Raw genomic sequence first — 12,224 nt, 5'->3', positions numbered from 1 at the left:
ACATGTCGGTTGATATGACAACCGCCGCGACCGTCATGAACACGCCCGCCCATCCGCACCACGCCGCCGGCGACTGCCCGAATTGCCGGGCCGTCGTTTCCGGAAATTTCTGCCACGAATGCGGGCAGGAAACCGTCTTGCATCCGCCCAGCACGCGCGAATTCCTGCACGAGTTCATCGGACATTACGTCGCATTGGAAGGCAAGCTTTGGAAGTCGTTGCTGCTCCTTTTGTTCCGGCCGGGACAGCTGACTTTGGAATACATCAATGGTCGCCGCGTGCGCTACATCCAGCCGCTGCGGCTGTACCTGACGTTCAGCCTGATCTTCTTTGCCGTCGCAAAATATACCGGTCACGACGACGTTCCGGCGCAGCCGCAGCGGGGCCAGGCCCCGGCCGCCGCGGCCGCACACGACAAGGCGGCAAAGAAAGACGGCCTGGTGCGCGAAGACGAGCCGGGCGAAATCGCCGAAGGCACCGTGGAACTGCGCAAGGGCATCAGCAACGTCAATGCGCACTGGGGCGAGCAGGCGGACCGGTTCAGCAACATGTCGCCGGCCGAGCGCGACAAGGTGATGAGGACGGCCTTCAGCAGCTATGTGCCGTACGCCGTGTTCTTGATGATGCCGCTGTTCGCGCTGTACCTCAAGGTGCTGTACCTGGGTTCGGGACGGCGCTACGGCGAACACCTGCTGTTCGCGCTGCATGTGCACGGGTTTGCATTCCTGGCCCTGACCCTGCTGATCGTGACGCCGAATGTGCTCGGTATCGTGTCGTTCGTGCTGGGCCTGTGGCTCGTGTTCTATACGCCGGTCGCGATGCGGCGCGTGTACGGCGGCTCGCGCCTCGTCACCGGCTTGCGCTGGCTCGTGCTGATGGCGCTGCACGTTACCGGCCTGGGCCTGGCGATCGGTGCCGCGTTCGGGTTCGGCATCCTCCATTGACGCGAACTCGACTGGTCTGCTTGCCGGAAGTCCGTCCGCCCAACTATACTGTGCGTTTGTACAGTATTTGCTGAGTTGCGATAGTGCAGAAGCCGGGCGAATCGGTTAATCTTCTGTCTCCCTATCACCTGCTGCCGAGAGCCGTAATGTCCGTGACGCCTGAATCGCAACAAACCATCGCGCTCGTCGTACGGCACCACACGGCCGGCATCGACGAGCCCGTGCAGGCCATCGTCGACTTCCTGCAGGGCGCCGGCTACCGCGTCGTGTTCGAGGAGCAGACGGCCGGACACGTGAAAGTCGCGGGCGTGGCGGGCATGACGGTGGACGAGATCGGCGCGCACTGCGGCACGGCCATCGTCGTCGGCGGCGACGGCACGATGCTCGGCATCGCCCGCCAGCTGGCGCGCTACCGCGTGCCGCTCATCGGCATCAACCAGGGGCGCCTGGGCTTCATGACGGACATCCCGATCGACCGCATGCTGCCCGCGCTGGGCGAGATCCTCAGCGGCAAGGCCAAGGCCGAGGAGCGCTCGCTGCTGGAGGCGCGCGTCGTGCGCGACGGCGTCGAGATCCACTGTTCCGTCGCCGTCAACGACGTCGTCGTCGCGCGCGGCACGGGCGCCGGCATGGCCGAACTGAAGGTCACGGTGGACGGCACCTTCATGTACAACCAGCGTTCGGACGGCCTGATCGTGTCCACGCCCACTGGGTCGACGGCATATGCGCTGTCGGCCGGCGGTCCGCTGCTGCATCCGACGCTGGCCGGCATCGTGCTGGTGCCGATCGCGCCGCACGCGCTGTCCAACCGCCCGATCGTCGTGCCGAACACGAGCGACATCGTCGTCGAGATCATCAACGGCCGCGACATCAGCGTGAACTTCGACATGCAAACGTTCGCGAGCCTGCAGCACGGCGACCAGATCATGATCTCGCGCTCGCCCCACACCGTCACGTTCCTGCATCCGGAAGGGTGGAGCTACTACCATACGCTGCGCGAGAAGCTGCACTGGAACGAATATCCGTCCGGTGACGGCAAGCTCAAATAATTCCAGCATCCATCAGGAGATGAGTTTCTTCATGTTGCGCACATTGACCATCCGCGACTTCGTCATCGTCGACACGATCGAGCTCGAGTTCTCGAACGGCTTCACGGTGTTCACCGGCGAAACCGGCGCCGGCAAGTCGATCCTGATCGACGCGCTGCAGCTCGCGCTGGGCGGCCGCGGCGACGCGAGCATGGTGCGCGAAGGCGCGGCCAAGGCCGACATCAGCGCCGATTTCGCCCTGACCCCGGCGGCGGGCGCCTGGCTGGAACAGAACGAGTTCGACAGCGACGAGGGCGGCGCGCTGGTGCGCCGCGTGATCGACAACGCCGGCCGCTCCAAGTCGTATATCAACGGCATCGCCGCCACCGCCAGCCAGTTGCGCGAACTGGGCGAACTGCTCGTCGACATCCACGGCCAGCACGCGCACCAGTCGCTGCTCAAGCTCGACGCCCAGCGGGCGCTGCTCGACAACCAGGTCGCCGTGCGCGATCCCGCCGCGCCGGCCCAGGTGCAGGACGTCGCCGCCACCTACAAGGCGTGGAAGGCGCTGGCGCGCCAGCGCGAGGAATTCGAGACGAACGCGAAGAACGTGCTGCTGGAACGCGAGCGCCTCGAATGGCAGGTCGGCGAGCTGGATAAACTGGCCGTGAAGCCGGGCGAGTGGGCCGAGATCACCAACGAGCACAGCCGCCTGTCGCATGCCGCCAGCCTGATCGAAGGCGCGCAGGAAGCGCTCACTGCACTGTCCGAATCGGAGCAGCCGATCCTGTCGCAACTGTCGTCGCTGAACCAGAAGCTGGCCAAGCTGGCCGATGTCGACGCGGGCCTGCAGGCCGTGCTCGACTGCATGGAACCGGCGCGCATCCAGCTGCAGGAAGCCGCGTATGCGCTGAACACCTATGTCGACAAGGTCGAGCTCGATCCCGAGCGCCTGGCCCAGGTCGACGCGCGCATGGACGCCATCCACAGCACGGCCCGCAAGTTCCGGGTTACGCCGGATGAACTGCCGGACGAACACGCGACGTTGAAGGCCAAGCTGCAGCAGCTGGCCGACGCCAGCGACGTGGAAGGCCTGCGCCGCCAGGAAGACAAGGCCAAGGCGGTCTACCTGGCGGCCGCGCAAAAACTGTCCGCGACGCGCGCGCAGGCGGCCCAGCGTCTGTCCTCGCAGGTGTCGGAAGCGATGCAGGAACTGTCGATGAGCGGCGGCCGCTTCGTCGTCGCGCTGAACCCGTGCGAGCCGGCCGTGTATGGTTGCGAGCAGGTCGAGTTCCTCGTGGCCGGCCACGCCGGCGTCGTGCCGCGGCCGCTGGCCAAGGTGGCGTCGGGCGGCGAACTGGCGCGCATCTCGCTGGCGATTTCCGTCATCACGGCGAACGCGACGACGGTGCCGACCCTGATCTTCGACGAGGTCGACACGGGCATCGGCGGCGGCGTGGCGGAAGTCGTCGGCCGCCTGCTGAAGCGCCTCGGCCAGAGCCGGCAAGTGCTGTGCGTGACGCACCTGCCGCAGGTCGCGAGCCAGGCCAACCAGCACTTCCAGGTGGCCAAGGGCACGACGGACGGCGGCAAGACCGTCTCGCGCATCGACGTGCTCGACAACAAGTCCCGCGTGGAGGAAGTGGCGCGCATGCTGGGCGGCATCGAGATCACCGAGACCACGCGCAAGCACGCGCGCGAGTTGCTGGCGTCCTGAGTCAACCCAAGAACCGTCCATGCCCTTCAACAAAGAACCTCCGCACCAGCACGGCACCATCGCGACGAGCGCCATCGTCCTCGTCAACCTCGGCACGCCCGAGGCGCCGACGCGGCCGGCGGTGCGGCGCTACCTGAAGCAGTTCCTGTCCGACCCGCGCGTCGTGGAGATCCCGCGCGCCGTGTGGAACGTCATCCTGCACCTGGCGATCCTGCCGTTCCGCTCCGGGCGGTCGGCGAAAAAATACGCGACCATCTGGCGCCGCGACGGCTCGCCCCTGAAGGTGTACACGGAGCGGCAGGCGGCGGCGCTGCGGCGGCTCCTGGAGCAGCGCGGCCACCACGACGTCGAGGTGGCGATGGCGATGCGCTACGGCGCGCCCGCGCTGCCGGACGTGCTGGACGAGCTCAAGGCGCGCGGCGCCGAACGCATCGTCGTGCTGCCCGCGTATCCGCAGTATTCGGGCACGACCACCGCATCGATCTGGGACGCCGTCTTCGATCACTACAAAAAGGTGCGCAACATCCCCGAGCTGCGCCTCGTGAAGCATTACCACGACCACGAAGGCTATATCGAGGCGCTGGCGGAATCCGTGGAGTCGTACTGGGACGCGCACGGCCGAGGCGAGAAACTGGTGATGAGTTTCCACGGCGTGCCCAAGCGCACCTTGCTGCTGGGCGACCCGTACCACTGCGAATGCCACCGGACGGCGCGCCTGCTGGCGGCGCGCCTGCGCCTCACGCCCGACCAATACCTGGTCACGTTCCAGTCGCGCTTCGGCCGCGCCGAATGGCTGCAGCCGTACACGGCGCCGACCGTGCAGCAGCTCGCGCGTGACGGCGTCAAGCGGATCGACGTCATGTGCCCCGGTTTCACCAGCGACTGCCTGGAGACGCTGGAAGAGATCAACATGGAAGTGCGCCACGACTTCGAGTCGAACGGCGGCCAGGATTATCACTACATCCCGTGCCTGAACGACAATGCGGCCTGGATCGTCGGCATGGCCGAGATCGCCGAACAGCACCTGATCGGCTGGCCGACGATGCTCACGCCCGCGCAACGCGAGGCGCAGCGCCGCGATGCGGAGATCGCGCGCGGGCATGCCGTGAAAATGGGCGCGTGAAGGTTCGAGCGTCAACGACCGCGTAGTGCGTAGGGCGGGCACCACGTGCCCACGCGGTGATCGTTAGCGTCAGCCGGTTCGTGCACGAACACGAAGCCGTTACGTATCATCGGGTGGGCGGAGGACCGCCCGCCCTACGGCAACCAACGACGGGATGTTAAAATGCCACGTTTTGTGACGCCGACCCGAGTTCCGCCAGGCAGATCGCAGCCAGCGCGAGCAGGGTGTAGATGAGCACGGCGCCGCTTATCAGATGCAGTTTCATGATCGTTCCCATCGGGTCGTTTTTTGGACGGATGTCTTAACGAAACGATAGTAGAACGGCCGGCTGTCGATGGTGACTACGAGCAAGTAAATCTTGTAACAAAAGACTACACCTTCTCATCCATATTAGTTCGGTGTCCCCTTGAAAATGTAGGCGATTGCCCAATATGGGGGCCTGTGTATGCGGTATAACCGTCCAATCAATCAGCCAAGTCCTTGATTTCAGGAGTTTTTTCGATGCAAGACCAAGAAAACCAAGAGGTGGGCAATCAGCCGGAAGCCGACGCCGCAGCAGCCGCCGCGGCCCAGGGTGCGCCGGCAACGGAGCCCGGCCTCGAAGAACAGCTGAGCGCCACCGAAGCCAAGCTGGCCGAGATGCACGATGCCTTCATGCGTGCCAAGGCCGAGGCGGACAATATCCGCCGCCGTGCCCAGGAAGATGTGAGCAAGGCCCATAAATTCGCCATCGAAAGTTTCGCCGAGGCCATGGTGCCCGTGCGCGACAGCCTCGAGATGGCCTTGAAAGTCGAAGCGCCGACGGTCGAATCGATCAAGGAAGGCGTCGAGATGACCCTCAAGCAGCTCACCGCCGCGTTCGAGAAGAACCGCCTGATCGAAGTGATGCCGCAGGCGGGCGACAAGCTCGACCCGAACAAGCACCAGGCCGTGGCCGTGGTACCGGCCGACCAGGAAGCGAACACCGTGGTCACCGTGCTGCAGAAGGGCTATATGATCGCCGACCGCCTGCTGCGTCCGGCCATCGTGACCGCCGCGGCACCGAAATAATGTTGCGATGGGGCTGAACAAGCTCTTGAAAGCAACCAGTATTTCCCAATATTCGACACATCTGAAAACTGAGTACTAAAAAGGAAAATATTATGGGCAGAATCATCGGTATCGACCTGGGCACCACCAACTCCTGCGTGGCGATCATGGAAAATGGTCAGCCCAAGGTCATCGAAAACGCGGAAGGCGCTCGTACGACGCCGTCGATCATCGCTTATCAGGACGATGGCGAGATCCTGGTCGGCGCGCCGGCGAAACGCCAGGCCGTGACCAACCCGAAGAACACGCTGTACGCCGTCAAGCGCCTGATCGGCCGTAAATTCGACGAGAAGGAAGTCCAGAAGGACATCGGCCTGATGCCGTACCAGATCGTCAAGGCCGACAACGGCGACGCCTGGATCGGCGTGCGCGACAAGAAACTGGCGGCACAGCAGGTGTCGGCCGAAGTGCTGCGCAAGATGAAGAAGACCGCCGAAGACTACCTCGGCGAAGAAGTGACGGAAGCCGTGATCACCGTGCCGGCCTACTTCAACGACTCGCAGCGCCAGGCGACCAAGGACGCCGGCCGCATCGCCGGCCTGGACGTCAAGCGCATCATCAACGAGCCGACCGCGGCCGCGCTGGCCTTCGGCCTGGACAAGACCGACAAGGGCGACCGCAAGATCGCCGTGTATGACCTCGGCGGCGGCACGTTCGACGTGTCGATCATCGAGATCGCCGACGTGGACGGCGAGAAGCAGTTCGAAGTGCTGTCGACCAACGGCGACACGTTCCTGGGCGGCGAAGACTTCGACCAGCGCATCATCGACTACATCATCGACGAATTCAAGAAGATCAACGGCCTCGACCTGTCGAAGGACCCGATCGCCCTGCAGCGCATCAAGGCCTCGGCCGAGCGCGCGAAGATCGAACTGTCGTCGTCGCAGCAGACCGAGATCAACGAGCCGTACATCGCCATGGCGAACGGCGCACCGGTCCACCTGAACCTCAAGATCACCCGCGCCAAGCTGGAAGCCCTCGTCGAGGAACTGATCGCCAAGACCATCGAGCCGTGCCGCATCGCGATCAAGGATGCCGGCGTGAAGGTCTCGGACATCGACGACATCATCCTGGTCGGCGGCATGACCCGCATGCCGAAGGTGCAGGAAAAAGTCAAGGAGTTCTTCGGCAAGGACCCGCGCAAGGACGTGAACCCGGACGAGGCCGTCGCTGTCGGCGCCGCCATCCAGGGCTCCGTGCTGGCCGGCGACCGCAAGGACCTGCTGCTGCTGGACGTGACCCCGCTGTCGCTGGGTATCGAAACCCTGGGCGGCGTGATGACCAAGATGATCCAGAAGAACACCACGATCCCGACCAAGTTCTCGCAGGTGTTCTCGACCGCCGACGACAACCAGCCGGCCGTGACCATCAAGGTCTACCAGGGCGAGCGCGAGATCGCCGCCGGCAACAAGGGCCTGGGCGAGTTCAACCTGGAAGGCATCCCGCCGTCGCCGCGCGGCACCCCGCAGATCGAAGTGACCTTCGACATCGACGCCAACGGCATCCTGCACGTGGGCGCGAAGGACAAGGCCACCGGTAAAGAGAACAAGATCACCATCAAGGCCAACTCGGGTCTGTCGGAAGAAGAGATCCAGAAGATGGTGAAGGACGCCGAGCTGAACGCGGAAGAGGACAAGAAGGTCAAGGAACTGGCCGAGTCGCGCAACCAGGCCGACGCGCTGGTCCACTCGACCCGCAAGTCCCTGACCGAATACGGCGACAAGCTGGAAGCGGGCGAGAAGGAAAAGATCGAAGCCGCGATCGCCGACCTGGAAGGTTCGATCAAGTCGGGCGACAAGGCCGAGATCGACGCCAAGGTGGCCGCGCTGTCGACCGCCGCCCAGAAGCTGGGCGAGAAGATGTACGCCGACATGCAGGCCCAGCAGGGCGCCGCCGGTGCGCAGGCGGCCGATGGCCAGCCGGGCGCGGAGTCGGCCAAGCAGGATGACGACGTCGTCGATGCCGACTTCAAGGAAGTCAAAGACGCGAAGTAACAGGGTAGGGTGGACGGCGCCGCCGTCCACGCGTCCGACCGGCGTCTGAACGATCCGGTCGACGTCCTAGCCGGACCGCCGAGCCGAAGCGACCTCACGGTGCCCGGCTCGGTTTTTTTGCGTAATCCAGACTCTGCGGGTCCGATCCGGCCGTTGTTTTTACGGTCGAGTCGAGCAGGCCCGTGATGCTCACTGTATACTCGTATCCTTTTGGCTGTGCGTTCGCGGGTAGCGCCCGGTCCGCCACAGTTCTTTTGTAGATAGACAGCAAGGTGCCGACAAATGGCAAAGCGTGATTTTTACGAGATCCTCGGCGTCGCGAAGAGTGCTTCGGAAGACGAGATCAAGAAGGCCTATCGCAAGCTTGCGATGAAGTACCATCCGGACCGCAATCCCGATAACAAGGAAGCGGAAGAGAAGTTCAAGGAGGTCAAGGAAGCCTACGAGATGCTGACCAATCCGGAAAAGCGCGAGGCTTATGACCGCTACGGTCACGCCGGCGTCGATCCGAACGGCGGCATGGGCGGCGGCTTCGGCGCCGGCGGCTTTGGCGATGCATTCGGCGACATCTTCGGCGACATCTTCGGCGGCGGTGCGCGTGGCCGCAGCGCGGGCCCGCAGGTGTACCGCGGCGCCGACCTGCGCTACAACCTCGAAATTTCGCTGGAACAGGCCGCAGCCGGTTTCGACACGACGATCCGCGTGCCGAGCTGGGACAAGTGCGACACCTGCCACGGCAGCGGCGCCAAGCCGGGCACGTCACCCGTCACTTGCTCGACCTGCCACGGCCACGGCCAGGTGCGCATGCAGCAGGGCTTCTTCTCGATCCAGCAAACCTGCCCGAAATGCCATGGCAGCGGCAAGATCATCCCGGAACCGTGCGCATCCTGCGGCGGCGCCGGACGCATCAAGCGCAACAAGACGCTGGAAGTGAAGATCCCGGCCGGCATCGACAGCGGCATGCGCATCCGCTCGACCGGCAACGGCGAGCCGGGCACGAACGGCGGGCCGCCGGGCGACCTGTACGTCGAGATCCACATCAAGCCGCACACCGTGTTCCAGCGCGAAGGCGACGACCTGCATTGCGAAATGCCGATCTCGTTCAGCAAGGCGGCATTGGGCGGCGAGATCGAGGTGCCGACCCTGGCCGGCAAGGTATCGTTCACGATCCCCGAAGGCACGCAGACCGGCAAGACCTTCCGCCTCAAGGGCAAGGGCATCAAGGGCGTGCGCTCGGGCTATTCGGGCGACCTGTTCTGCCACGTCGTGGTCGAGACGCCCGTCAAGCTCACCGACAAGCAGAAGGACTTGCTGCGCGAATTCGACCGCCTGACGAACGAGGGCGGCGCGAAGCACAGCCCACAGAGCAAGGGCTGGATGGATAAGGTGAAGGACTTCTTCGAGTAAGATACCGAATGGACCGCCGGGAGCGCGAGCCCCGGCGGTTTTTTTTGACCAAAGTGTGGTCGATTAAACAAGCATCGCCGTTTCTCACCCGGCCGCTCGCCGGGGTGGAACGACGGTGCGGCTGCATATCGAGTAAGGTAAAAAATCCATGGCAAAGACACCCACCGGCCTCACCGCCGCAGACCTCTTCGAACGCAACCGCCAATGGGCCGCGTCGATGATCAAGGAAGATCCCGACTTCTTCAAGGACCTCGCGTCCCAGCAGTCCCCGGAATACCTGTGGATCGGCTGCTCCGACAGCCGCGTGCCAGCCAATGAACTCGTCGGCATGGCGCCGGGCGAACTGTTCGTCCACCGCAACATCGCCAACGTCGTCTCGCATTCGGACCTGAACTGCCTGACCGTGCTGCAGTTCGCGGTCGACGTCCTCAAGGTCAAGCACATCATCCTGTGCGGCCACTACGGCTGCTCGGGCGTGGGCGCGGCGTTGAACAATACGCGCGTCGGCCTGGCCGACAACTGGCTCGGCCACGTGCGCGACGTGCGCGACATGCACGGCAAATACCTCGGCAACGTGGCCGGTACCGCCGCCACCAACCGCCTCGTGGAATTGAACGTCGCCGAACAGGTCATCAACGTGGCCCAGACGACCGTCGTGCGCGACGCGTGGGAACGCGGCCAGCCCGTGACCATCCACAGCTGGGTCTACGGCGTGCACGACGGCCTGCTGCGCGACCTGGGCATCACCGTCAGTAGCTACGACGAGATCCAGCCCAAGCTGGACAAGATCCTGCAGGGCTACCTCGTGGGTGGCGACAAGTGATGCAGCCCGGCGGCGAACTCGACCGACTGCGCGCCGTCGTGCGTGAATTCGTCGAGGAGCGCGACTGGGACCAGTTCCACACGCCGAAGAACCTGGCATCGGCGCTGACGGTCGAAGCGGCCGAGCTGCTGGAACATTTCCAGTGGCTGAGCGACGGCCGCGCCGATGAGCTCGGCGCGGACAAGCTCGTCGAGGTGCGCCACGAGATGGCGGACGTGCTCGTCTACCTCGTGCGCCTGGCCGACAAGCTCGACGTCGACCTGCTCGCCGCCGTGCAGGAAAAGATGGTGCTCAATCGCGCCAAGTACCCGGCCGATCTGGTGCGCGGCGACGCGCGCAAGTATCACGAATACAAACGGTGAACGATCGCGGACAGGGTGGACGGCTTGCCGTCCACGCGTTCAACGTTCACATGCCGCGCCATCAAAACATGTCCCAGCTTCCCGCCGCAGCCAGCGCCGGACGCGTCGCCGGACGACCGGCCGCGGCGGGGCGCCGCGGGCTGAATGCCGGTGCGGCGGCGGCCTCGTCCGGCAGGCGGAATGTGCTGACCATCTGCTCGAGCTCGCCCGACTGATCCTGCAACGATTGCGCGGCCGCGGCGGCTTCTTCCACCAGCGCGGCGTTCTGCTGGGTGACGGCATCCATTTCGCTGACCGCCTGGTTGATCTGCTCGATGCCGGCCTCCTGCTCCTGGCTGGCCGCCGTGATTTCGGCCATGATGTCCGTCACGCGCCGCACGCTGTCCACGACGTCTTCCATCGTCGAGCCCGCTTGGTGGACGAGGCGGCTGCCTTCGTTGACCTTGCCGACCGAATCATCGATCAGGGCCTTGATTTCCTTGGCCGCGCTGGCCGAGCGCTGGGCCAGGTTGCGCACTTCCGACGCCACGACGGCAAAGCCGCGGCCCTGCTCGCCGGCCCGGGCCGCTTCCACCGCGGCGTTCAAGGCCAGGATATTGGTCTGGAACGCGATGCCGTCGATGACACCGATGATGTCCACGATGCGGCCGGCGGATTCGTTGATCGATCCCATGGTCGTGACGACGGCGGCGACGACGGTGCCGCCCCGGACCGCGACGTCGGACGCCGACTGCGCCAGCTGGTTCGCCTGGCGCGCGTTCTCCGCGTTCTGCTTGACGGTCGAGGTCAGCTCTTCCATCGACGACGCCGTTTCTTCCAGCGCGCCGGCCTGCTGCTCGGTGCGGCTCGACAGGTCGAGGTTGCCCGTCGCGATCTCGTCGGTAGCCGTGGCCAGCGTGCGGGTGCCGTCACGGACCTGGTGGACGATCGAGCGCAGCGACTCGTTCATCGCCTTCAGCGCGGCCAGCAGTTCGCCCGTTTCGTCCTTCGAGTCGACCTCGATGCGGCTGGTCAGGTCGCCGGCGGCGACGGTCGTGGCGATGCGCACGGCTTCCCGCATCGGACCGGTGATCGAGCGCGTGATGCGCCAGGCGATCACGACCGCCAGCAGGATCGCGGCGGCGGCCACGGCATACAGCACCAGGCGCGCCTGTTCGTACTGGGCTACGCCGGCGGCCTGGTCGGCCGCGTTGAACTCGCTTTGCGAGCGGATCATCTCGGCGATCGCGTTGCGCCAGGCCGCGGTGGTCGGCTTCACCTTGGCTTTCAGGACCGCGAAGCCTTCCGCCTGCTTGTTCTGCTTGCCCAGCTCGGCTGCCTCGGCGATCAGAGGCGTGGCGGTTGTGCGCGCCTCGGTGATCTTGCCCAGCAGGGCGCGCACTGCCGGCCGCTTCACCATCTTCTGCAGCACGGCGTCGGCGCGGTCGTAAGCCTGCCAGCCGGCGCCGATTTCCTCGTACAGGCGCCTGGTTTCCGCTTCGTCGTCGGTCAGGATGATGTCGCGCACCGCGATCGTCACGCGGCGCTGCGCTTCGAGCATGTCGTTGGCGGCCTGCAGCTTCAGGTTGTTGCCGTTGACGATATTGTCGACCGTGTCGTTGAGGGTGTTCATGTTGCTCAGCCCGGCAGCGGTGACCAGCACCAGCAGGGCCAATATCATGCCGAAGCCCAGCGCGAGGCGTTGGCCGATCTTGAGATTGTTCAGCTTCATTTTTCCGAATGTGTTGAGTGTCGTTT

Annotated in this window: 10 protein-coding genes; 9 read left to right on the top strand and 1 reads right to left on the bottom strand. The window is 64.8% G+C overall.

Annotated features, from left to right (window positions below; all coding sequences use genetic code 11):
* The first annotated feature begins 137 nt into the window (after positions 1–137).
* The 9 genes from U9J41_RS15330 (at position 138) to U9J41_RS15290 (ending at position 10,487) form a co-directional block, all read left to right on the top strand.
* Positions 138–944, top strand: coding sequence for a DUF3667 domain-containing protein (locus tag U9J41_RS15330; RefSeq protein ID WP_322403059.1), 807 nt, complete (start codon positions 138–140; stop codon positions 942–944).
* 146 nt (positions 945–1,090) lie between these two features.
* The gene (locus tag U9J41_RS15325) at positions 1,091–1,993 is read left to right on the top strand and encodes an NAD kinase (RefSeq protein ID WP_322403058.1); all 903 of its coding nucleotides are present in this window, start codon (positions 1,091–1,093) and stop codon (positions 1,991–1,993) included.
* A 31-nt stretch (positions 1,994–2,024) separates the two neighbouring features.
* A complete protein-coding gene (recN, locus tag U9J41_RS15320; RefSeq protein ID WP_322403057.1) occupies positions 2,025–3,689 on the top strand; it encodes a DNA repair protein RecN in 1,665 nt (554 codons plus the stop codon).
* Between the two features lie 19 nt (positions 3,690–3,708).
* Complete coding sequence (gene hemH / locus U9J41_RS15315) at positions 3,709–4,812, top strand: ferrochelatase (protein ID WP_322403056.1); 1,104 nt, start codon at positions 3,709–3,711, stop codon at positions 4,810–4,812.
* Between the two features lie 501 nt (positions 4,813–5,313).
* The gene (grpE, locus tag U9J41_RS15310) at positions 5,314–5,862 is read left to right on the top strand and encodes a nucleotide exchange factor GrpE (RefSeq protein ID WP_322403055.1); all 549 of its coding nucleotides are present in this window, start codon (positions 5,314–5,316) and stop codon (positions 5,860–5,862) included.
* A gap of 92 nt (positions 5,863–5,954) precedes the next feature.
* Positions 5,955–7,895 (top strand): molecular chaperone DnaK, encoded by a 1,941-nt coding sequence (gene dnaK, locus U9J41_RS15305; protein WP_322403054.1) that lies wholly within the window; start codon positions 5,955–5,957, stop codon positions 7,893–7,895.
* Positions 7,896–8,177: 282 nt separating this feature from the next.
* Entirely contained in the window at positions 8,178–9,302 is a 1,125-nt protein-coding gene (gene dnaJ / locus U9J41_RS15300) for a molecular chaperone DnaJ (protein WP_322403053.1), read from the top strand.
* 148 nt (positions 9,303–9,450) lie between these two features.
* Positions 9,451–10,125, top strand: a complete 675-nt coding sequence (can, locus tag U9J41_RS15295; protein WP_322403052.1) for a carbonate dehydratase — start codon at positions 9,451–9,453, stop codon at positions 10,123–10,125.
* Positions 10,125–10,487: a nucleotide pyrophosphohydrolase gene (locus U9J41_RS15290; protein ID WP_322403171.1), complete on the top strand. Its 363-nt coding sequence runs from the start codon at positions 10,125–10,127 to the stop codon at positions 10,485–10,487. Before can ends, U9J41_RS15290 begins: the two co-directional genes overlap by 1 nt.
* Before the next feature lie 61 nt (positions 10,488–10,548).
* On the opposite strand, the gene U9J41_RS15285 is transcribed toward U9J41_RS15290, so the two are convergent.
* Positions 10,549–12,198: a methyl-accepting chemotaxis protein gene (locus U9J41_RS15285; protein ID WP_322403051.1), complete on the bottom strand. Its 1,650-nt coding sequence runs from the start codon at positions 12,196–12,198 to the stop codon at positions 10,549–10,551.
* Between the last annotated feature and the right edge of the window lie 26 nt (positions 12,199–12,224).

Source organism: Massilia luteola (genome assembly GCF_034420155.1).
GTDB lineage: Bacteria > Pseudomonadota > Gammaproteobacteria > Burkholderiales > Burkholderiaceae_D > Telluria > Telluria luteola.
This window is presented reverse-complemented; position numbering and strand designations above follow the sequence as displayed.

Excerpts from the sequence above, each read along its gene's own strand:
- hemH (WP_322403056.1), top strand. The coding sequence starts at position 3,709 with ATGCCCTTCAACAAAGAACCTCCGCACCAGCACGGCACCATCGCGACG.
- U9J41_RS15290 (WP_322403171.1), top strand. The coding sequence starts at position 10,125 with ATGCAGCCCGGCGGCGAACTCGACCGACTGCGCGCCGTCGTGCGTGAA.
- recN (WP_322403057.1), top strand. The coding sequence starts at position 2,025 with ATGTTGCGCACATTGACCATCCGCGACTTCGTCATCGTCGACACGATC.
- U9J41_RS15285 (WP_322403051.1), bottom strand. The coding sequence starts at position 12,198 with ATGAAGCTGAACAATCTCAAGATCGGCCAACGCCTCGCGCTGGGCTTC.
- can (WP_322403052.1), top strand. The coding sequence starts at position 9,451 with ATGGCAAAGACACCCACCGGCCTCACCGCCGCAGACCTCTTCGAACGC.
- dnaJ (WP_322403053.1), top strand. The coding sequence starts at position 8,178 with ATGGCAAAGCGTGATTTTTACGAGATCCTCGGCGTCGCGAAGAGTGCT.
- U9J41_RS15325 (WP_322403058.1), top strand. The coding sequence starts at position 1,091 with ATGTCCGTGACGCCTGAATCGCAACAAACCATCGCGCTCGTCGTACGG.
- dnaK (WP_322403054.1), top strand. The coding sequence starts at position 5,955 with ATGGGCAGAATCATCGGTATCGACCTGGGCACCACCAACTCCTGCGTG.
- grpE (WP_322403055.1), top strand. The coding sequence starts at position 5,314 with ATGCAAGACCAAGAAAACCAAGAGGTGGGCAATCAGCCGGAAGCCGAC.